The following is a 21,574-nucleotide window of genomic DNA, read 5'->3' as shown; positions in this document are numbered from 1 at the left end:
AAATCCGAATTTGCCGAACGTAATTTCCAGCCGCTCGGCTACCAACGCCCCGAGCGGTTAAATAAAATCGCCGATACGCTCGCCTTTAAAATGGAGCAAATGCAAGATGAATACTGCATAAAGCACCAGCATAAAGCCACCAATGCCGACACCGCCCGTGCGGTGGTGAGCGAACTCTACCAAGCGCAAATCAAACTCTGTGATGGCTATCACATCAACGCCCCCTATGCGAAAAAAGGCAGAAAGGGGCGACTTACCGTTGAGGAGCTGCAAACCGGCTTTCTTAAACTCGCCTGCCCGACCTTTTGGTTCAATAAGCTCAAACGGGCGGCGATCCGAATGAAAGAGCATTTGGCGATAGCGGTCGGAATGGTCAGTATCGCCACCGGCGGCTACGTTAGTTGCGAACGGCTCTCGGCATTTGAGGCGCAGCGCAAAGCCAACTACGAATTTATTAAAAACAGCATCATCACCAATCTATTAGATGAGGAAGAACAAACCGAGCTATTGGATATTTGGCTGAAATCCAGCAGTAACCCGAAAAAACGACGCATCGAGTTGATGACCCGAATGAACGGCTTCGACCAAATCGCCGAGCATAATGGCGACGAGGGCTTATTCATCACCCTGACTGCGCCGTCCAAATATCACGCAATGTTAGAAAACGGCGGCGTGAACCCGAAATGGAACGGTGCATCGCCCAACCAAACCCAACAATATTTATGCGGCGTATGGGCAAAAATCCGTGCCGAACTCAATCGCCAACACATCAAAACCTATGGCTTTCGGGTTGCCGAACCGCACCACGATGCAACACCACACTGGCATTTTCTCCTTTATGCCCGCCCTGAACATATCCGAGCTTTAAAACGGGTATTTTGGCATTACGCCCTAGAAGAAGACGGCACAGAAAAAGGGGCAAGAAAGCACCGTTGCACCTTCAAAACCATTGACCGTAAAAAAGGGTCAGGGGCGGCATACCTTGCCAAATACGTTTCCAAAAACGTAGACGGTTATGGAATGGACGGTCTCAAATCCGATGAAACAGGCAACGATAGCAAACTATCCGCCCTGCGTGCGTTGGCGTGGGCATCAACGTGGGGTATTCGCCAGTTCCAACAAATCGGCGGGGCAAGTGTCGGCGTCTGGCGCGAAGCCCGCAAACTGGGCGACATCGTGCAAGATGACGAGATTATTGACATTCTCCGCATTATTGCCGACCTCGGCGATTGGGCGGCTTATACCGTCTATCAAGGCGGGGCGTTGGCACTGCGGAAAGACCTCAAAGCCCGCCTGCACTATGCCGTGTATGGTGAAAATAAATACAAAGAAACCCGCAAAAAAGTGAACGGTATTACAAACCAACTCAACGGCACGATCACCGAAACCCGTTTGAAAGAGTGGGTAATCAGTCGCAAGCCGGCAAACTGGGACGAACTCAAACAGCAACGGCTTTTCGGCATCAACGGGCAATCAGCCACCGCCGAGCATAGCGAAGCAGAAATAGGCGGCAACGCCGCCCTTGGACTTGTGTCAGTAACTGTACCGGTTCAAAAAACAAACAAATCATCAGACATTGACCCAAGAATAAGAGAGCGAATAAAAAATCAACTGATTTTAATCCGAGGGAGAGCCACAGAATATCAAATTGATGATTTATTAAACGGAAAACATCTCCCAATTTACAGCAACGAGCAAATCGGCATCTATCTCAGATACAGCCGAGGGCAACTCATTGAAGAAAAAATCCCCAAAACACACTTTCATTAGGAGCAACTATGCTGAAATGTTTATTTAAAGGGCATTCCTTTGCCCGATTTGATCAAGACAGAATCAAATGTACCCGATGCGGAAAGGTGAAACTTATGCCGTGCAACCACAAATGGAAAGTAATTCACATTAGCACTGCACAGGAATCGGGCATAATCTCAGAAATTGTCTATACCCAATCCTGCAGTCTCTGCGGTGCAATCAAGAAAAAACCAGTCAATTTTTAGGAGGAGCAAATGAAACCAAAAGCCAAACGCAAACAATACGCCGTGAGAATGGTCGATAGCAATCAACTCACCCGTTTAAAAGCACGCATTGAGTACTTGGAACGATCCAAAGAAGTGTTATTACGTCAGCAATACGACATAGCCCATAAAAATTCATCACTTGCCCTAGTAGTAAAGGGGCTTGATGAAAGGCTAGATAACGAAAAAGAGGTGATCCTTAGCAAGCTGCTCGTTAATCTTTTCACGTCTATCTGCCTCATCGCCTCTATTGCAATAATGACTGTCAATTATTTTAAACCTTGGACTTGGGGAGGGTGAAAAATGGCAAGACAATTCAAGGTAACCGAACTCGGCGTGGAAATTCAGTGCAGTAAATGCCGTGATTTCTATCCGGCAGATACGGAATTTTTCTACAAACAAAGTCGGGATAAATGGGGATTACATTCGTGGTGTAAAGCCTGTTATGTAGAACAACCGTCAGCGATTGCAAGACGCAAGCGCTATGCCGAAAAAGTGGCAAAACGTAAACCTAAGGAGGAAGCCCAAAATGCTCATCGGTAATAAAACCCAAACGGCGCAAGTCGACAAAGATTGCTGGGCGACTCCGTGGCCGGAATTTCGAGGCATTCAAATCTTGCTAAAACGACAATTTTTGTTAGATGCCTGCGCCGCACCACATAACGCCAAATGCGATCGCTTTTTCACCCAAGCGCAAGATTGCCTTAAAACCGACTGGGGCGAGGCGACAACGGTGTGGATTAACCCGCCCTATTCTAACCCGACACCCTTTATTCAACGGGCGATAGAACAATCCAAACAAGCGGGCCATTATGTCGCAATGTTATTGCCGGCAGATACCAGCACCCGCTGGTTTCAGCTCTGCCAACAAAATGCCCGTGAAATTTGGTTTATCACCGGCGGTCGCATTAACTTTCTACATAACCGCACAGGCAAAGCCAAAACCGGTAATTCCAAAGGGTCAATGATAGTGGTATTTGATCCGCTACAACCGATGAATACCCAATGCTACACCGGTTATATTGAGCTACAGCGTCTTAGAGAATGGGGGACAAGATGAAAGAATCTATTTGAACATTGAACAAAGGGCGACACGACTTGATTTTTCCGTCAAAAATCCACATAATAAAAAAGAGGGGCATAGCCCCTCGAACTTCAAAATGCGTTATTTCGTTGTTTCAGTTTTCACATCTACATTGATATTCGCTTTAACGCTTACTTCCACTTTCACATCAACCTGGTCCGTTTCTGTTAGAGTGGTAATTAAGCGAAGCACTAATATCAAAATGATTAACGCATAGCGTAAATATGTTTTCATATTACATTGCCTTTATTCTTATAGGTGGAACAAATGGCAACTTCTTCGCCCGTATTACGGACTTGGTAGGTGGTAATGCGGGCGTTAAAGCTACCGCATCATCAGCCAAAAAGCTGACTTGCTGGCATTATAAAAGTAAAAGCCCGATGTATCAACGACATCGGGCTTTGTCTATGTATGCTTTCTATAAAACTCACACAAGGCTTTTATCGCCTGCGGGCGAGAACCGCCGAACTCTGCTAACACAGCATCAAATTCATCAGCAATCGCTTTATCCATTCGTAGCAGAATTTGTCGGCTTTTCCCGTCTGCCAGCGATTTTTTGACAAATGCTAACGCACGTTCGTCCCGCTTTTGTTTTTGCTGTTGAGATAATTCGGTCATTTCCTCTCCTTACTGCTTGCTTTTTCGGATATGAGGGGGTATAGTTGGAGCCGTTGGGGGGAATGGTACTCCCCCCGCAGGGTTATCTAATAACTAATAAGCTGAAAGGCTTATCGCTAACAAGATAACTAGGATGATGATTTTCCAGTACATATCCTAGCTCCATTTTTAAGCCCCACTCTAAACAGCGTGGGGTTTGCTGTGTCTAGCCCTTGCTAGATGCAAATTATTATATATATAATCAAAATTTAATGCAATCAGTTTCAATAAAAAACGCCCATTAATTTGGGCGTTTTACTATATCTAGACTTGCTGTAATTTCTGCTTAACCGCACTTTGCAAATTTTCCAGCTCGGCAAGCGGGAGATTATCGACAATAAATTGAAAAAGGTTCGGCTGGGTGAGCTTACTGGGCTTTATTGAATGATCGAACATTACCGTATTCACCCAAGTATGCCCGCAATATTCATTGGTACAACCGCAATATTCCCGCTTTAAATCCTTATGCAAGGTTTCCGTTTTGAATACTTTGCCGGGTTCGCCGCATTCTCTGCAAAATCGTTTAAGCTGTCTTGCCATTATTCACCTTCCGCAATTCAAAATAAGGCAAATATACTACACAATTTACGCATTAAAATCTCAAAATTCGGATTATTATTCGATATTTTGTGGCTGTAAAAACGTTATTCTAAGATTGCCGGTAATCTCCGGATCACTATTGACTGCTTCGGCTATCATCGCCTGCATCGGTAACACCTCATCTAAACGGTAGGCTTCCCGAATTTTGGCAACATCGCCAATCGAGCCGACACTCGGAATAATCCCGCCTAAACCCGGTGGGTAACGATGAGCGGTGAAAATATCCTGTGCCGAGACATCTTTGATTGTGCCGAACTCGTCCTTTTTACCCGTATCACCAACCGGAATCAACTTTAAGCCGTCCGGGTGGCCGTTCGGAATATTCACAAATAGCGATTTAAAATTACCGACCCCTTTCGATTGTTCAATCTTATGCTTGATCTCTTTTTCCATTTCTTCGTTTATATCCGGATCCGTGGTATAAAGAATAAAGCCCATATGCGCCCCATTGTTGAAATAGCGGCGGCGGAAGGTTGTCGCATCGTTATTCAGTAACGCCGATTGAATACCCCCGATATAGTCCGGCACGCCGTAAACCTGTTGTTCAGGGTCATACAATTTCAGAAAAATCACATCATTTTCGGGGTATTCGTAAACCGTCTGCGACTGGCTATCAAATAAGGATTTCCTCATTAAATAGCGGTAATTGCCGTTTTTCATTTTTCGCAGATACAAAGACGACAGTACAACCAACCGCACTACTTTACCAAATCCGTTGCGAACTTTTAGCACGCCAACGTCACCATATTGGATCAAATTAAGCGATAACGCCCGCATATCCATTTTACTCAACCCGCCGCTGTGATAATTGGCTGAAATCATATTCGCCCGACTATTTAAAATCCCACCGTGCTGGGCGTTTTGTCGGGGCAAACGGGTTAAGGCAAAGCGGTTAAGCGGCGGTTCGTACACCTCAAACTGATCGCTAAACCTTAACCCGATATAATCAAGCGCCGGCGGTGGCGAAATTTCCCAATGATCACTCCCAAAAGGGATAGCCGAAAAATGCTTCGGCTGCGCCGGCTTGCTTTTTTGTTTCAATCTCTGTTTCTTCATAAAAAGTCCTATCCAAAATGCCAACTTCTGCGGCGGGGTTTATTGTCATTCAGTTCTTTGCGGTTAATTGCGTGGGCAATCGCCCAAAACACATCGGCGTGCTGATTCTGTGCATTGCGGTCGGCAATATAGGTAATGCGATCGCCCGAACGGGTGGACGATTGTTTTACCATCAAAAACGAGGCAGGAATATCCGCTTCCTCATCACTCCACTCAATCAAGCCCCGATCAACCAAATCTTGCACTTTCAGCACCAAGGCGGTTTTGACTTCCGGCTGATACAAAATCGGCGTGGCTCGGCGGCCGGCAAAGGCTTTTATCATTTCATACACGCCGTGGCCGACCCCGTTTGTATCAATACCGATATAAGAAAAATGATATTTTTTATACAATCGTTCAATCTGCTCCGCCTGCCAGCGGTACGATTTGCCGAACCATTGGTAACGCTCCAGCACCCGATATTTCTCGCCATCTAAAATCGGCGGGGCAACAATCACAAAACTTGCACCATCTTCGCTGTGTGCCGGATCGTAACCGCCCCATACTTCCCGATTGCCAAATGGATGTGCCTTATTTATATCGAAATCCGTCCATTTTGATATATCAACGCTACATTTGAGCAGTTGGCCAATATTGAAAATCGAATCGGCATCGTCCACCCATTTGCACATAAATAGCTGATCAAAGGCGTGCTTGTTATATTTCTGTTTCAGTGCCTCAATATCAAACAGTTCACCCGCACCGCCTTTGAGGGCATCTTCAATGGTAACGACATAACGCCACGCGCCATCCGGACAATCTACCCCGCCGGCACGCATTGTTTCAATGCTCGGAAAAATCACATCTTTCCGCTTATGATCGCCCTTTTTCCACATATCGCCCGACCAAAATTGATAAGAGCCGTGGAATTTACTCGATGGAGTCGAAAAATAGGTTTCCCGCCATTTTTTATGGGTTGCCATTGCACTGGCGACCGTGTAGAACTCTTCAAAATTCCGCAGCCACGCAAATTCGTCCCCATAAACGTGGCCGTGATAACCCTGCGCCGTGCTTTTGTTGGTCGATAAAAAGTGCAATTCCGCCCCATTGCTTAAAATAATCGGGTTGCCCTTTAATTCAATATCAAAATATTGCCGGGCCATTTTGGTGATGTAGGTTTTAAAAATTTCCGACTGCCGCTTACTTGCCGACAGGAAAATTTGGTTATCACCGGTTTTGATCGCATTTTCTAACGCCTCAAACGCAAAATAATAGGTTGCCCCGATTTGTCGGGATTTGAGCAACATTCGCAATTTACGATCAATATGGTTACGCAAAGTATGCTGATAACCGAACAGGGTCGATAAAAACGGCTCGAACATATCATCGGTAATCTGCGAGATGTCGTTTTTAACTGACTGCTTCCGCTTTTTCGGGCGAGGCTCTGCCTCATCGTTTGCAAAATCCTGCCCATAACTGACCGCTTGTGAGGCTTTATTCGCCTTCGCCCGCTGGGCTTTATACTGAATATCCCGCTCGATTAACGCATCAAGCTCTTTCAGCTCCGCTTCGCTCTTTCCCTCTCGCTCAATCAAGGTAACAATCCGCAAAGCGATCAGTTCTTCAATCCCCCGTTCGCCGAGCATATTGCGCCATTGGTATTTTTCCGCCCAATAATAAATCGGGCGGGGCGAAGGCAGGCTTAATTCTTTGGCAATTTCCTGCGGGGAATATTTTTTCAAATAAAGGTAACGAGCCTCAAAAATCGTTTCTTCTGAATAACGTGATTTGCGCTGTTTTAATTTTTCGATACTTTTCGGCATCACTGCTGACTCCTTTTTCGCAATGATCCGCATTTTTTCGCCCAATTTCGCCTCTTAAAATTCGGATATTTTCGGTTATCCCCCGTTTTTGCCCGAATAGCCGAAAATATCCGAATTTTGCCAAGTGCAAAGCCTGATTTTTTCTCGCAAAATCCTGCCATCAATTTCAAATTTCATTTTTAGGACTTCCCCAAATGGCAAAAACACAGCTTTTAACTGACTGGATCTGTATCGCTACCGCCGGCTACACCGTGGACGGGCGGGAAATTAGCGAAACAGAACTGAGTGAAATGGCAGACACCTACGATCCGCAGGTCTATACCGCCCTCATTTGGTTAGAGCATTACCGCTATTTCGGTAATCTCGGACGGGTTCACGAAGTGAAAGTGGAAAAGGTGGACGGCAAAACCAAGCTCTTTGCCCGTATCAGCCCAACGGCTGAACTAATGGCACTCAACGAGCGGGGACAAAAACTGTTCACCAGTGTTGAAATTATGCCGAACTTCCAAAAAACCGGCAAAAATTACCTCTATGGTTTAGCTGTTACCGATACCCCAGCATCAACCGGTACAACTGCACTAAATTTCAACGCCCGCGGCGTAGATGAAAATTTGCGGTTTGGTCAAAGCGAACCACTGCACTTTACTGTGCAAGAACACGAGGAGTTCCGTTTATTCCAAAAATTTAAACGGTTCTTTAGCAGAGAGGAAGACCCAAAAGCCGATAATACTCAGCCTTCACTCGTCGATCCCGACAACAAAAACAACAAAGAGGAACACGTCTCAATGACAAAAGAAGAGCTAAAAAACGCCATTCAAGACGGTATCGCCGCCGCCTTTGCTGCACAAACCAAACCGGCAGAACCTGCACCGGCAACCACCGAAAAAACGGTAGACACGCCAACAGTAAGTGCCGAAGAATTTAACGCGCTGAAAGCCGATTTCGAGAATTTGCAAAAGCAGTTTTCCGAACTAAGCAAAGAAGCTACCCCAATTCCAAACGGCGCAAATCCGGCTATTACGCCAGATGCCAATACATTTACCGTCAATACCGCGGTATAAGGGGCAAAAATGAACCACAACGAACTATTTAGACAATTTTGCTTAGCACTCGGCAAATTCTACAACGTCGATCCGGCTGATTTAATCGCAGGGAAATACTTCACCTTACAAGTACCGCAAGCTGCCGAGCTTGGCACAAACATTCAGCAAAAGTCGGACTTCTTGCAAAAAATCAATATGTTCCAAGTTACCGATGTGAAAGGGCATAAATTACTGGGTGCAACCGAAAAAGGCATCACAGGTCGTAAACAAGACGGGCGCTATTTAGCCACCCTCAACCACGACCAAAAAGGCTATGAGTTGTTTGAAACGGATTCCGGTGTCATCGTACCGTGGCAAATGTTTACCAACTTCGCCCGCTTTGGCAATAAATTATTTGAACTCTATGCCGATTATGTGCAAACCCAAATCGCCTTAGACCGTTTACAAATCGGCTGGCACGGCAAAAGCGTGGCAGAAAACACAGCTGCAACCGATATGTCCGATGTGAATAAAGGCTGGCTTACTCTGTTAAAAGAGCAGAAATCGGCAAATGTCTATACCGGCACAAACGGCAAAATTACCTTGTTTGGTGATAACGCCGAATTTAGTAATTTAGACAGTCTCGCCTTTGACTTAAAACAAGGGCTTGCCTTGCGTCATCAAAACCGTAACGACCTCGTATTCCTTGTCGGCGCGGATCTTGTCAGTGCCGAAACCAAGTTGATCAACAAACAAGCCGGAATGACCCCGACAGAACGTGCCGCACTGGGTACGCATAACTTAATGGGCAGCTTTGCCGGTATGCCGGCAATGACCCCGCCGAACTTCCCGGCAAAAGGAGCCGTTGTTACCAGCTTAAGCAATTTAAGTATTTACACCCAATCCAACACCCAAAAACGCCGCTATGAAGATAACCAAGATCGTAAAGGCTTGATCGACAGTTATTGGCGTATGGAAGGTTATGTGGTGGAAGATTTAGATCTGATGACGGCGATTGATGCCTCAAAAGTAGAAATTATTGACCAATCACAAGCTAACGAATAACGGAGCATAAATGGGACTGCGTGATCAACAGGCAAGAATGCAAGCACAACAGGCACTTGCGGAGGAACAGGCGCAAACCTTGTTAGAAGGGCGCACGTTACCTACGACTCACCACTCACAGCATATTGTGGATATTGCCTTGCATAATGAAGTGGAAAAAATCCGCACAATGCCGTCCCTTGAAATCCGAGCAGACTACAAACGGGCGCATTTTTTACCGAAATGGCTGCCCTTTGTCGAACAGCATTTCAACAAAGGAGATACCCATCAAAATGATGTTATCGGTTACTGTATTATTTATTTGTTTGACGTGGGTCGTTTTGAACACGCCATTGAAATGGCAGACCGCGCCATTACCAACGGGCAACGTTTACCGGAAAGATTCAAAAGTACGATCCCCACCTTTGTCGCCGACCAAATCTACCGTTGGACAGAAAAAACCGCTGCCGTGGGTGGCAACGTTGAGCCATATTTTAGCCAGATTTTGGAAAAGGTCTCGATGCACTGGTCGCTGCACGAATACATCACGGCAAAATGGCTCAAACTCGCTGCCACCTTATTAGTTCGTACCGCAGACGGTAAAGCCCACGCAGCCAGCTATAACGAGCCGGAACGCCTGCACTTAGCCATTCAGCTTTGCAACCGTGCGTTCCAGCTTAACCATAAAGTCGGCGTAAAAAATTTAGTGGAACGCTGCCAAATGCGACTAACGAAACTTGCCGACATCGGCATTGCAGAACCCTCCCAAGCGGCTGGCTTGGCTCTGAATACCTCGGATATTGATATACCAAAGGTCATTCAACTGCTCAACGCTAAGCCGCTTTCTCTCAAAGAGGTATTGGCGAAATACAAAGGGGAAGGCGATGTTTAACGGCAGACAAACCGAACTCAGCGAAGAAATCTTACAAACGGACGGATTTTGGGGCGAAATCTCCATTGCAGAGTTTCAAAAAAGCCGCGCAATCCCGCTGCAAATCCCGTTTGAACTAGTAAAAGAAGCCTTGATCTATGCGGTGCTATCCCTTGAGATTGATCTCAAAGAGGTAGAAGACAATTACAAAGCCCAAGGTATTCAGCACATTAGCGATCTTAACGGCAGCAAAGTAAACGGTATCAATTACCCGCAACAGCTTTACAAAAAAGCCGTGTTCGCTCGGGCAAAAAACGAATTATTACCGGAATTTTTCACCCTCTCCGCCCGTGAATTGCACGAAAAGCGGGATTTAGTCAGCGAACAAAAGAGTCTGCAAGCCGAAGCAGTAATGGCGATCCGTACCTTAAAAGGCAAAACCCGTGGGAGTGTGGCGTTAGTATGAAATTACTTTATCACCGACTGACCGAATACGTTTTATCGTTATTACCGGCACATTACCGAGGCAATCTCTATTCGTGGATGGAAAGCGGCAAAATCATCAACGAAGGGCGAAACGTGACGACTCATGGCATCGAGATTGCTCATTTAGAGTATGAAGCCACGCTCCTGTTTAACGAATTACCGTTTGAACAAGTTAATCCGCTGAAATTGATGGTCTTGATCCAAAACTGGTTAAACGAACAGGACGCTATGCGTTATCGACTGGATATTTACGAAGATCCGTTTGATTTAGAAATTTTAGACGACAGCACCGCTGATTTAGCAATGCAAATCAAAATTCGAGAACCGATTTTAGCCACCGAAGTGGAAACAAGCGATGTGGAAATTGACGGTATTTGTTACGAACTTGCTCCTTTTGAGATTTGGCAACAACCGACCGAACTCAAAATAGCAATCAATGATCAATCGTTGCAATGAGCATTGAATCGGGTTTAACCCCTGAAAGCCTAAAATCCTTTTTACGTGATCTTGAGGTATTAAGCCTACCGAAAGAGAAGAAAAAAGAAATCTTGGTGCGGTCATTACAGATGATTAAACGTCAGTCGGTGAAAACTGCCTCGCATCAAAAAGAGCCGACTGGTGAAGCGTGGAAACCACGCAAAAACGGTACGGCGAAAATGCTCCGCCGCATTGCAAAATTATTTAATAGTAAAGCAGATCTTGGATTTGGTAATCAAGGCAAACTGTATTACAAAAATCAGCGAACCGGACAAATTGCCGAAGAGCATCAATACGGCTTAGATCACGAATTTGATGTCTCCGATTTTAAAGGCGGGCGAACCAAAGACGGGCAAGAACCAGCAACCAAGCGCCAAGCCCAAAAACTGCGGGATTTAGGTTATCGCAAAGCAATAGGCAAAAAGCGTAAACGGCTCTCTATTCGCGAAATACAGCAACAGCTAACACGCGATCAAGCGGGTGCAATTATCCGTAAAATGTCCACAAAAGGCTATGTTAGCAAAAGTTTAACCCGTTGGATTATTCCAACTGAAAAACGCCCATTCTTAGATGAACGAGCAAATGAAAACGCCCGTATTGTCGGCGAGATTTTGCAAAAATATCTTGAAGAAAACGGCTTATAAGAATGGAGGAATAAATGAACAAAATAAATTCAGAGGTAATGATTACTCTAGGTATAACTTTTGCCCTCATTACCTGTTCAAGTGCTGTATTAATTGCTGCAATCAGCTTACTTTAAGAGAAAGCATTAGAACAAAAAATAACCCTTAGTGTTTAAGTAAGGAAGGATTATTGAGATGGATTATAACGAAATCTTTAAATTACAAGGAGCTTGCAATGCAATTTGACTTACTACAAATCACTTTTTCCATAGTAATGGTACTCGTTGCTTTAAGGCTACCTGAAATTATCAAAGCATTTAAAAGCCAAAACCAATAAAAAACAACAAGAGGAACAAAAAATGCTCCCAGGTGTACAAATTAACGCCCTTAATCGCAGACAAGGGCAAACTAATGAAATTGAACGTGTCTGCCTGTTTGTCGGCATCGGCTCACAGAATGTAAACAAACTGATTTCCCTTGCCACTGATACCGATCTTGATGCGCTGTTCGGTGAGCAAAGCAGTGAAATCAAACGCCAAGTCAATGCGGCAAAACTTAACGCCGGTCAAAACTGGTTTGCTTATGCTTACTTGATGCCGGAAGATGAATTTAACTTTGCTACCGCAGTAAGAGAAGCAAACGAAACCGCCGCTTTTGAATATTGCGTCAATACCTATACCATCGGCATTGATAAAAATGCGATCACCGCTTTGCAATCGCTCTATGCCGAACTGTTAGCCAAATACAGCCGCCGCACTTTCTTTATTCAAGCGATTGCAGGCAACGATGGGGCGGAAACGTGGGAACAATACGTTGCACGGCTCACCACGTTACAAGCCGGTATTGCTGCCGAACACGTTATGCTCGTGCCAAATTTATTCGGCAATGATGTCGGCGTATTGGCTGGACGTTTGGCAAATCGCTCCGTAACGATTGCCGACAGCCCCGCCCGTGTTCAAACAGGCGCATTAGTCGAACTTGGCAGTGAAGAACGGCCAACGGATAACGACAGCAAATTACTCACAATGGCACATATTCAAGCCCTAGAAAAGGCTCGCTATTCTACGGTAATGTGGTATCCCGACTATGACGGCTTTTACTGGTCGGACGGTCGCACCCTTGATGTAGAAGGGGGCGATTATCAGGTGATCGAACACGTTCGGGTGGTCGATAAAGTCTGCCGCCGAGTCCGTTTACTCGCTATTCCGAAAATTGCCGACCGCTCTTTTAACAATACCGGTTCAAGTATTGAGGCACACCAAACCCTATTTGCAACACCAATGCGGGAAATGGCGAAATCCGTCCAAATCGGTGCGCAACTGTTCCCCGGCGAGTGTTACCCGCCGACTGATGACAGTGTCGTGATCCAATGGCTCAATAAAAACCAAGTCAATATTTACATCAAGGTGCAACCGATGGAGTGCCCGAAACAAATCACGGCAAACGTCTTCCTTGATCTTAACTTAACGGGGGCTTAATCAATGAGTAGAGAACGTATTTCCGGAATGTCCTTCGACTTTTGGATGGGGGCAATGCCGGTTCACGCTGATAATGTCAGCCTAAGTATTTCCGATAACACCGCCGTAGCACAAACACGGGGGATTCCGGACGGTTATGTCGATGGCGATGTTACCGCCGAAGGTGAAATTACGGTAGACGAAAAAAATTTCACTAAATTTAGTTCGATTGCCGCAGCGGCAGGCTCATACCGAGATATGCCACTTACCGATTTTGTGTTTTGGGCCAGCCGAGGCGGCACACGGGCAAAAATCGAAGTGTTTGGGGTCAAGTTGATTTTAAGCGACCTGCTCGATCTCGACAGTCAAGGCGGTTCGAAAACCACGAAAAAAATTAAATTTATTGTAACTAGCCCGGATTTTATCCGCATTAATGGTGTGCCGTATCTTTCGCTAGAAGATACCCGCTTTTTAGGTTTATAACCGAATAAACGCCAAAGCCACGACGTATAACAACCATAAAAAAGCACTGGTTTTGGCGTTTTCCCGATAACGATAACAACAAAAAGGAAATTCAATGAAAAAAACTGTTTTAGCCCTTAGCATTGCCGGGTTCAGCCTCATAAAACAATTTGAAGGTTGCAAACTCACCGCTTACCGAGACAGTGTCGGTGTACTTACCATTGGCTACGGGCATACCCACAACGTCAAAGAGGGCGACAAAATCACTCAAGCCCAAGCAGAACAACTGCTTGCCCAAGATGTAAAACATTTTGAAAAAGGCATTAACCAGCTCTTAGATGAATTAGGCGTAACCGTTACCCAACACCAATTTGATGCCTTAGTTTCCCTTGCCTTTAATATCGGCTTAGGGCGTTTGAAAAAATCCACTCTCGTGAAAAAGCTCTATTTAATGCGCCAAACCGATCAACGTTCCGTCTATGCCGTTGCCGACCAGTTTTTACGCTGGATCTATGCCGGCGGCAAAGAGTTAGCCGGCTTAAAACGCCGCCGCAATGAAGAACGTTTACTCTTTTTAGGCGTGCAACGCTAAGGCGGCTAACGTGAAAAAACTTGCCGAATTATTTAGCAATGCGGACGGCAGATTGAGTACCACCGCCTTTATCCAGTTTTTCGGAGCATTATTGATGAGTGCCATTCTTGCCTACTCGGTCTATCTAGACCGCTCGAACGTAGCAGAGCTGTTCACCGTCTTTGCCCTGTTCTGCGGCGGACAAGTGGCGACCAAAGGTTTTGCCAATGCCCTAAGCCAACGGGGGAAAGAATGATCATCGCCCAAATTATTATCACGGCGGTTTTTGCTCTGTGCATTGTCGGTTGGTGCTTATGGCAATCCCGTAAAGCGAATGCCTTAGCCAAAAAATTAGCCGAACAGACCGCCTACAACCAACAATTACAAACTGAAAAAGCGGTGGTTGAAACGCAACTCAAACATCACGAGGTACGTAAACAGAATGAAGAAAATGTTATTAGCCTTGACCGTAAGCGGATTATTGACCGCTTGCACACCAACGCCGATCTCCGTGATTAACCCAAGCTGCGCCGGCTTTTCGCTGATTAAGGCCAGCCGACAAGACAGCACGGAAACCCTGCGGCAAGTGCTGGTACATAACGACACCTATCGCACTATTTGCAAGGGGGCGGAATGAACTTTGATGGGTTTAAATTGGAATGGCTATTAGGTATTGGGCCTGCTGCGTCCTTTATTTTGTGGGCATTAACTCAGCTAATGACCACTAAAAAAGATGTGGAAACCGTTAAAGATCAGTTGCAGGAATACAAAGTCTACGCCTCGGAAAACTATGTCAAAAAAACCGACTTTGCTCAATTACGCAAAGAGATCCGAGAGGATTTTGACAAAGTAGATAAGAAACTCGACAAAATCGTAGAAAGGGTCGAGAAAAATTAACAAGCGGTCGGCTGTTGCAGATTTTTTGCAAAAACAGACCGCTTGCACATCACAAAATCCATTGATTAAAAATAGGAGAACAAAAATGGAAAAACCAAACGAAGCCGTCAGCTTATTAGACAAACTCGGCATTAAAATCAAAAATCACGTGGTATTAACCGTAGGAGATACCGATTTCCGCTTTAACCTTGATCCTGCCGCTTATGATGCGTTCGTCAACGACGTGGATACCAAAAACAAAATTACCCCAATGCGTGATTATTTACTCGCCACAGTTGAGCCAAATCAACGTGATGATCTTGCCGAATTATTGCAAGTGCCGGGCTTAACCACGGATCTATTTGGTGAAGTGAGAGAGGCACTACTCCCGAAAATTAACATCACCGTAAAAAACTAGAGCGGCGTGTAGAGGCAATCGCAGACAACGGTTTTTCCCAAGCCGTTGCGTTGCGAATGCACTATTTACCACACGCCGATAACGAAGAAATTAACTTAGCCAGAGCCGTCTGGCTACACAAAAATTATTTTGAACAGCTTGCCGTGGCAGTCGCCCACGGCATTAGCAAAGTATTATAAAAACGGCATACTTTTTAGGGTTTTACAATGGCAGAACGCAAAGGGCTGGATTATGTCATCAACTTGATTGACCAAGTTACCAAGCCGGTACAAAGCATCGCAAAAGAGATCGATGCCCTCGGGCAACGAGGCAAAGCCGCAATGGAGCAAATCGCTTACGGTGCGGCAGGCGTTGTCGCAGCCGGTATGGCGATGAAATCCGCCCTTGGCCCTGCGATTGATATGGCAAACGCCGTCAGCAATATTGCCGCAACCGGAATGAGCGAAGAAGGCTTGGCAAAGGTGCAAAAATTTGCCCTTGGCTTTTCCTCGATTTTTGGTGTTGCGGCAACCGATGTGATCGATTCAGCCAACGAAATCGTGCGGGCGATTGACGGCTTAACCGATGATGAGGTTATTGCGTTTACTAAATCGTCCAATATTCTTGCTAAAGCCACAGGGTCGAACGTGCAGCAGATGGGATCATACATTTCCCAGCTTTACGGCATTTTCGGCGAACAAGCCAACGCAATGGGCAAAAGTAAATGGGTAGAAATGGTCGCTGCCCAAGCAACGCTGACCGCAAATAAATTTAAATCTTCTGGCGAATCCTTACAGCAAGCCTTCACCAATCTTGGTTCGAGTGCGAAAGACCACGGAATCAACATTGCTGAACAGTTTGCTGTGCTGGGTAACTTACAAAACGTCTTCGAGGGCGGTTTAGCGGGAACTAAATACGCCGCCTTTTTAAACGGAGCGATGAAAGCTCAAAAGAAATTAGGCTTATCCTTCGTAGATGCTAACGGCAAAATGCTGCCAATGATCAAGATTTTACAGAAGATTAAAGCCAAATTTGGCGATCTTGATTCGAAAGAATTGTATGTGTTGCAAAAAGCATTCGGTACAAAAGAGGCGGCACAGGTTATCAATAACCTTTTGCCAAAAATGGATAGTTTGCAAGATAACATTACCGAAATCAGCAAAGCTAACAACCTTGATGAAGCCATCGCCATTTCTAAGACTGTTACAGACGTATGGGAACGCTTTGCCAATATTCTGATCAACATTCGCACCATCATCGGCGGGCAGGTACTAGCAAAAATTACCCCGTTCTTAAACAAAATTGCCGATGCCGGCACTTACTTTGTGAAATGGCTTGAGGTTAATCCCAATATCGCAAGATTGCTTGGCTATATTGTCGGGCTATCGCTTGCACTCGGTGCGGTTGTGCCTGCGGTGATGTTGATTGTAGGCATTTTCAAATTATGGAAAATTGCAGGGCTAGCTATGCTCATTCCATTTAAGTTGATTAAAGCAACACTATTTGGAATATTAAAATTAATCGGTGGAACATTTCTATCCCCAATTAAATTAGCAGGTGCTGGTGCAGAAGCTGTAAATATATTATCGGGTAAATTTCTAAAACTCGCATTCAATACAACAATATTACAGTATAAATGGCAAAATTTTCTTGCATTATTTGATACCGGTTTAGGTGCAATTATTCTTGGCTTAAGAAAACTGACACTAAAAAATATTAGTGCTTTATTTGATACGGGTTTAGGAAAAATTGTATTAGTTTTTCGTAAATTAAGTTTCTATTTTGCCTTATTTCCAACATTGCTAAAAACATCTGCGGGTTCATTTAAAGCCTTTTTTAATCCGCTTAATTTAGTCAATTTATTAGCCGTGGGATTAAAAGGTTCAATAATAGGTCTATTTACCGCTATTAAAGTTGGCATTTCATTTATTTTTTCCCCATTAATGCTTATTTCTGGGCTTATTATTGGTTTAAGTATTTTTATTTACAAATTCCGAGCCGAGTTATCTGCATTCTTCCAAGGGGTTATCAGTGGTTTTACCCAATGGGGTGTCAGCCTTGAACCTGTTAAACAAGCTCTTGGGCGTGTTTGGAATATTATTTTAGGTGTGGTCGCTAAAATTAGCGAAATGCTAGGGTTAAGCACCGCCGGTTCGCAAGATCTTGAAAAATGGGCAAGTGCAGGCGAAGCGGTCGGGGCAATCCTTGCCGCAGGCTTTCAACTCGCCATAGATGCCTTGGCACTGGTGATTGACCTAGTCGGTTTATTCGGCGAAGGCATTGTTGAAGCTATTTTTACAGGGGTCGAGATGTGGCAAAACTTCTTCGAAAAAATCAGTAACGGCGATGTTATCGGGGCATTTATGGCAATTGGCGAGGGCATTTGGAAACTTTTTACAGGTGTCTTCAAAAAACTGTATGAAATGGCACTAAAAACCATTAACTGGATTATTGAAAAAATTAACCAATTCACCGGTACAGATTTTAAACCGATTACGATTCCGGTCGAACTTGATATGCCCACAATGCCCGTATTTAATTCACCGCAAAATGTCGTGGGTAGCGTCAGTGCTACGGCATTAAAATTAAGTAATACCGCATTGCAAACTGCCCCGATTCCGCAACCAAATACTAAGTTAGAACGAGGTAAAACGGTGAGTAATATGCTAAGTCAATCAACCAAAAATATTACTCAACACAACAACATTACAATCAATGGATCAGGTCTGAATGAACAGCAGATGGTCAATGTAGCTAATCGGATCGTTAAAGAAAATACAGCAATGGGTAGCTAATGGCAGAAAGTTTATATATTGATCTTTGGATTGTCGGCGAGGATTTAAGTCTTGATGCCGGCGGCGTACCGGAACGGTGTAATAACCGTCTCTCGATCGCTCAAGATATTAAGCACGCCCTGCTGGAAAGCGGTTTAGTTACCTTACTTATCGCAGAACGTAGCAAAATTTTACGCAAAGATATTATTTTGCAAATGATTTTGTTGATTGAAGAAGACGAACGGCTAGTGCCGGGTACGATTGAGATTATTGAACGAGATTTGAGTACATTAATCATCAATGCCGAAACAGTCGAGTGGGGCAATATTTATCAACAGGTAACGTTAAATGAGCAATGAATTTAGACAAATAGTTGCAGAATCCGGTCTGCCTATCGAAGAAAGTGAAATTCGGCAATACTTTGAGCATCTGACGGAAAAAGAAGGCTTTATTACCAATACTAGCCAAATGTCGCCGTTTTGGCGTTTAATTACCGCTGTTGCGGTCAAACCAGTTAAGTGGCTTTCAGAGTATTTAATTGAAGAGGTGTTACCGAATTTATTCGTAAAAACCGCAAAAGATAAGTGGCTGCAAATGCAGGCTTGGTCGGTTGGACTTGATTTTAAGCCGGCAACCTTTGCCGAGGGTGAAATTGAGTTTATCAAGTCAGATGCTTCAACCTCTATTACGATCAAGAAAGGGACTGTTGTTCAAACAGAGCGGATCAACGGTATTATCTATCGCCTTTTTGTAAAAGCCGACTTTACTATCCCAAGAGGTGATTTATCCGGATTTGTCCCCGTGGTTGCCGAAAGAGAAGGGAGCGACTTTAATTTATCGCAAGGCTACTACTGCATTTTACCCGAGTCCATAGCAGGGATTCAATCCGTGATTAATCGGAATGATTGGCTAACCAGTCCGGGAGCGGAACGAGAAAGTAACGAGGAATTAAGAAAGCGTTATCGTGTTCAATTTTCAAGTGCGGGAAAACACCATATAGACAGCGTTTATAAAGGAATGATAGCCCAAGTAGCCGGATTATCTGTCGATCGCATTTATTTCAAGCACGATGCCCCCCGCGGCCCAGGTTCTGCAAATGCTTATTTATTACTTGACACAGGCGTAACAAGCCAGCCATTTATTGACAAAGTAAACCGCTATGTGAGAGACGATGGCAATCACGGTCACGGTGATGACTTACTTTGCTTTGCAATACCAGAGACACACCATAGCCTAACCTGCAAGATTTATTTTGCACAATCAGACGGTATCGCAACGGCTCGCCAACAGGAAATTAGGCATAAAGTTGAAATGATGATCCGCTGTGCCTTTCGGGAAAATAATATTTTTAAAGTCACTAAAACCTACCCGTTTAGTCGTTTTTCCTGGTCTCATTTAGGTGAAGAAATTCATCAACAGTACCCGCAAATATCATCATTAGTATGGGGGCAATCCGATATCGTGAGTTTATTAAATATCCCTAGAATTCAATCATTAACCGTAACCCTAGGAGATTAAATGTTTCCTATTAAATTACCCTTTTGGATGAATAAAGGCGAACTTGCCAAAATCGCTATATTATTTGAAAAATGGTGGTTTTGGGTAATGAATATTCTACGCTACCCATTTGAAACCCAAGATGAAGAAAAATGCAGTGAACGAATTCTAAGCCTTATTGCTTACCAAAGAGATATAACACGCTTTAAAGATGAACCGCTAGAGCTTTTTCGCAAAAGAGTGAAATACGCTTTTATTAATGCAAAAGATGCGGGAAGTGTTGCCGGATTTAAACGTATTTTCGAACGATTAGGCATTGGCTATGTAGAAATAGAAGAACGCTTTGATAAAGAAAATTGGGATGTAATTAAAATTCGGGTTAATGATTCTCAAATATCTAAAAACCCTGATTTACTTAATTTAATTATCCGACATTATGGAAGAACTTGTCGTCGTTACACTTTTGAAGTCATTATTAACCAAAATATTCAGACCAATTACGGTGAATTTAATCAAGATTATCAATGTTTCCCGATTAAATTAAATATATAACAAAAATAAGGATAAAAATAAATGGCAACATTAGCAACCACAGCATTAGAACAATATATAGCTACCCAAACAGCTCAAAAAAGTAGTGTTAAATTTGATGAAATTATCTTTGCCAATATTCCGAACCTAACAGCGCAAAATTTACAGCATAATTTGCGAATGCCAACTCGGAATCAAATCGTACATCGTCAAGCCATTTCACAATCCGGTGTCGTAAATAGAAATGCGGTTGTTTACTCTGTTACGTTAGGGACGGAAGTTGGTGATTTTGATTTCAACTTTATAGGATTAGTCAATAGCGAGATTAATCTCTTAGCTGTTGCGGTACACACGGACACAATAAAAAAAGTCAAAAATAAACAAGGTATTCAAGGAAATAGTATTACCCGTTCCATCTTACTGGAATTTACAGGCGCTCAATCTCTTACTAATATCAATGTCAGTGCAGAAACGTGGCAAATTGATTTTACCGCTCGTCTACACGGAATAGATGAAAAAATCAGGTTAACAAACCGAGATTTATACGACAGAGCAGTTTTTTTTGATAATAGTTTCAAAGTCTCTAAAGCATCAGGCCATACTTTTAATATTGAAGCCGGGTTCCAAGCCGGTCTTGTACAGCTTAATAATACTCTCACCTCAAGCAGTACCACGCAAGCCTTAACCGCAGCACAGGGTAAGGCGTTAAAAGATGAGCTGGACGCGCTGTCTGTCGGCGGGCGTAATTACCTGCGCAACGGGCGCTTTGAAAATGCGTTAGCTCACTGGCAAAACTGGGGAGACTGTACCCGTCGTGTTGAGACGACACATAATAAAAAATGGCTACGGCTGACGACCGATAACCGTGAGCTTTATCGGGGGATTGCACAAACGGTTGCGACCTTTGAGCGTAATGCAAGATATACCCTGTCATTTAAAGCCTATTCGCGGCGTGAGAATGCGAAATTACAGCTTGCGGTGCATCAAATCCCGAACAACAACCCGCAAGTGTGGTCAAGTCCGATAGCGATAACAGACACGCCGCAGACTTATGTGTGGTCATTCACCTCGGCGGATTTAGACAATAAAACCGGTTTTCATTTGATGTTGGGCGGGGTGCGTGAGCAGCCGTTTGATATTTATCTGACCGACATTAAGTTTGAAAAAGGACACCGCCGCAGTGATTGGAGTGCTGCCCCTGAAGATGTGATGGACAGCGTCCAAGACTATGTCCGTACGCATTATGTGGCGAAAACGGGCGATACAATGACG

At 44.3% G+C, this 21,574-nt stretch carries 28 protein-coding genes; 24 read left to right on the top strand and 4 right to left on the bottom strand.

Annotation, left to right across the window (positions count from 1 at the left end; translation table 11 throughout):
• The 4 genes from RO21_RS06130 to RO21_RS06110 all read left to right on the top strand — a co-directional run.
• Positions 1–1,770, top strand: a 1,770-nt coding sequence (locus RO21_RS06130; RefSeq protein ID WP_053067725.1) for a replication endonuclease, incomplete at its 5' end; no start/stop codon positions are given.
• Between the two features lie 236 nt (positions 1,771–2,006).
• Positions 2,007–2,315 carry a hypothetical protein gene (locus RO21_RS06120; RefSeq protein ID WP_047976914.1) on the top strand — a complete coding sequence of 103 codons (309 nt, stop codon included), beginning with the start codon at positions 2,007–2,009 and terminating at the stop codon, positions 2,313–2,315.
• A 3-nt stretch (positions 2,316–2,318) separates the two neighbouring features.
• On the top strand, positions 2,319–2,558 hold the full coding sequence (locus RO21_RS06115; protein ID WP_047976913.1) for a hypothetical protein: 240 nt from the start codon (positions 2,319–2,321) through the stop codon (positions 2,556–2,558).
• Positions 2,545–3,075 carry a phage N-6-adenine-methyltransferase gene (locus RO21_RS06110; protein ID WP_047976912.1) on the top strand — a complete coding sequence of 177 codons (531 nt, stop codon included), beginning with the start codon at positions 2,545–2,547 and terminating at the stop codon, positions 3,073–3,075. Before RO21_RS06115 ends, RO21_RS06110 begins: the two co-directional genes overlap by 14 nt.
• Positions 3,076–3,504: 429 nt before the next feature.
• On the opposite strand, the gene RO21_RS06105 is transcribed toward RO21_RS06110, so the two are convergent.
• The 4 genes from RO21_RS06105 to RO21_RS06090 form a co-directional block, all read right to left on the bottom strand.
• Entirely contained in the window at positions 3,505–3,717 is a 213-nt protein-coding gene (locus RO21_RS06105) for a hypothetical protein (protein ID WP_047976911.1), read from the bottom strand.
• A gap of 303 nt (positions 3,718–4,020) precedes the next feature.
• On the bottom strand, positions 4,021–4,296 hold the full coding sequence (locus tag RO21_RS06100) for an ogr/Delta-like zinc finger family protein (protein WP_047976910.1): 276 nt from the start codon (positions 4,294–4,296) through the stop codon (positions 4,021–4,023).
• 75 nt (positions 4,297–4,371) lie between these two features.
• Positions 4,372–5,412 (bottom strand): phage portal protein, encoded by a 1,041-nt coding sequence (locus RO21_RS06095; protein ID WP_053067724.1) that lies wholly within the window; start codon positions 5,410–5,412, stop codon positions 4,372–4,374.
• An 8-nt stretch (positions 5,413–5,420) separates the two neighbouring features.
• Positions 5,421–7,214, bottom strand: coding sequence for a terminase large subunit domain-containing protein (locus RO21_RS06090; protein ID WP_047976909.1), 1,794 nt, complete (start codon positions 7,212–7,214; stop codon positions 5,421–5,423).
• Positions 7,215–7,408: 194 nt separating this feature from the next.
• Here RO21_RS06090 and RO21_RS06085 point away from each other — a divergent pair, with 194 nt between their 5' ends.
• The 20 genes from RO21_RS06085 to RO21_RS12135 form a co-directional block, all read left to right on the top strand.
• Positions 7,409–8,275: a GPO family capsid scaffolding protein gene (locus RO21_RS06085; RefSeq protein ID WP_047976908.1), complete on the top strand. Its 867-nt coding sequence runs from the start codon at positions 7,409–7,411 to the stop codon at positions 8,273–8,275.
• Positions 8,276–8,284: 9 nt separating this feature from the next.
• Positions 8,285–9,301 carry a phage major capsid protein, P2 family gene (locus tag RO21_RS06080; RefSeq protein ID WP_047976907.1) on the top strand — a complete coding sequence of 339 codons (1,017 nt, stop codon included), beginning with the start codon at positions 8,285–8,287 and terminating at the stop codon, positions 9,299–9,301.
• A 10-nt stretch (positions 9,302–9,311) separates the two neighbouring features.
• Positions 9,312–10,172 (top strand): phage terminase small subunit, encoded by an 861-nt coding sequence (gene gpM, locus RO21_RS06075; protein ID WP_047976906.1) that lies wholly within the window; start codon positions 9,312–9,314, stop codon positions 10,170–10,172.
• Complete coding sequence (locus RO21_RS06070; protein ID WP_047976905.1) at positions 10,165–10,617, top strand: head completion/stabilization protein; 453 nt, start codon at positions 10,165–10,167, stop codon at positions 10,615–10,617. Before gpM ends, RO21_RS06070 begins: the two co-directional genes overlap by 8 nt.
• Positions 10,614–11,093: a phage tail protein gene (locus tag RO21_RS06065; RefSeq protein WP_047976904.1), complete on the top strand. Its 480-nt coding sequence runs from the start codon at positions 10,614–10,616 to the stop codon at positions 11,091–11,093. The genes RO21_RS06070 and RO21_RS06065 overlap by 4 nt, the downstream gene beginning before the upstream one ends.
• Positions 11,090–11,758: a hypothetical protein gene (locus RO21_RS06060; protein ID WP_047976903.1), complete on the top strand. Its 669-nt coding sequence runs from the start codon at positions 11,090–11,092 to the stop codon at positions 11,756–11,758. The genes RO21_RS06065 and RO21_RS06060 overlap by 4 nt, the downstream gene beginning before the upstream one ends.
• 338 nt (positions 11,759–12,096) lie before the next feature.
• A complete protein-coding gene (locus RO21_RS06055) occupies positions 12,097–13,215 on the top strand; it encodes a DUF2586 domain-containing protein (RefSeq protein ID WP_047976902.1) in 1,119 nt (372 codons plus the stop codon).
• Between the two features lie 3 nt (positions 13,216–13,218).
• Positions 13,219–13,677: a phage protein gene (locus RO21_RS06050; RefSeq protein ID WP_047976901.1), complete on the top strand. Its 459-nt coding sequence runs from the start codon at positions 13,219–13,221 to the stop codon at positions 13,675–13,677.
• Between the two features lie 94 nt (positions 13,678–13,771).
• The gene (locus RO21_RS06045) at positions 13,772–14,248 is read left to right on the top strand and encodes a lysozyme (RefSeq protein ID WP_047976900.1); all 477 of its coding nucleotides are present in this window, start codon (positions 13,772–13,774) and stop codon (positions 14,246–14,248) included.
• A gap of 10 nt (positions 14,249–14,258) precedes the next feature.
• The gene (locus RO21_RS06040) at positions 14,259–14,483 is read left to right on the top strand and encodes a DUF2644 domain-containing protein (protein WP_047976899.1); all 225 of its coding nucleotides are present in this window, start codon (positions 14,259–14,261) and stop codon (positions 14,481–14,483) included.
• Complete coding sequence (locus RO21_RS06035) at positions 14,480–14,746, top strand: DUF2681 domain-containing protein (protein ID WP_047976898.1); 267 nt, start codon at positions 14,480–14,482, stop codon at positions 14,744–14,746. Before RO21_RS06040 ends, RO21_RS06035 begins: the two co-directional genes overlap by 4 nt.
• Positions 14,679–14,864, top strand: a complete 186-nt coding sequence (locus RO21_RS12805) for a hypothetical protein (RefSeq protein WP_162198521.1) — start codon at positions 14,679–14,681, stop codon at positions 14,862–14,864. Before RO21_RS06035 ends, RO21_RS12805 begins: the two co-directional genes overlap by 68 nt.
• Positions 14,861–15,124 carry a hypothetical protein gene (locus RO21_RS06025; RefSeq protein WP_047976896.1) on the top strand — a complete coding sequence of 88 codons (264 nt, stop codon included), beginning with the start codon at positions 14,861–14,863 and terminating at the stop codon, positions 15,122–15,124. The genes RO21_RS12805 and RO21_RS06025 overlap by 4 nt, the downstream gene beginning before the upstream one ends.
• Positions 15,125–15,209: 85 nt before the next feature.
• Positions 15,210–15,521, top strand: coding sequence for a putative phage tail assembly chaperone (locus RO21_RS06020; protein ID WP_047976895.1), 312 nt, complete (start codon positions 15,210–15,212; stop codon positions 15,519–15,521).
• A 56-nt stretch (positions 15,522–15,577) separates the two neighbouring features.
• Positions 15,578–15,700 carry a DUF6890 family protein gene (locus tag RO21_RS13640; RefSeq protein WP_277619732.1) on the top strand — a complete coding sequence of 41 codons (123 nt, stop codon included), beginning with the start codon at positions 15,578–15,580 and terminating at the stop codon, positions 15,698–15,700.
• 27 nt (positions 15,701–15,727) lie between these two features.
• Complete coding sequence (locus RO21_RS12140; protein ID WP_053067723.1) at positions 15,728–18,295, top strand: phage tail tape measure protein; 2,568 nt, start codon at positions 15,728–15,730, stop codon at positions 18,293–18,295.
• Complete coding sequence (locus tag RO21_RS06010; protein ID WP_047976894.1) at positions 18,295–18,633, top strand: DUF2590 family protein; 339 nt, start codon at positions 18,295–18,297, stop codon at positions 18,631–18,633. Before RO21_RS12140 ends, RO21_RS06010 begins: the two co-directional genes overlap by 1 nt.
• Entirely contained in the window at positions 18,623–19,792 is a 1,170-nt protein-coding gene (locus RO21_RS06005) for a baseplate J/gp47 family protein (protein WP_047976893.1), read from the top strand. Before RO21_RS06010 ends, RO21_RS06005 begins: the two co-directional genes overlap by 11 nt.
• The gene (locus tag RO21_RS06000; protein ID WP_047976892.1) at positions 19,793–20,323 is read left to right on the top strand and encodes a phage tail protein; all 531 of its coding nucleotides are present in this window, start codon (positions 19,793–19,795) and stop codon (positions 20,321–20,323) included.
• A 21-nt stretch (positions 20,324–20,344) separates the two neighbouring features.
• Positions 20,345–21,574 (top strand): phage tail-collar fiber domain-containing protein (locus RO21_RS12135; RefSeq protein ID WP_173425297.1); only part of this gene is annotated, 1,230 nt, incomplete at its 3' end.

This window comes from Muribacter muris, assembly GCF_001038205.1.
Classification (GTDB): domain Bacteria; phylum Pseudomonadota; class Gammaproteobacteria; order Enterobacterales; family Pasteurellaceae; genus Muribacter; species Muribacter muris.
The sequence above is the reverse complement of the archived record's forward strand: the minus strand, read 5'-3'. Positions and strand labels throughout refer to the sequence as shown.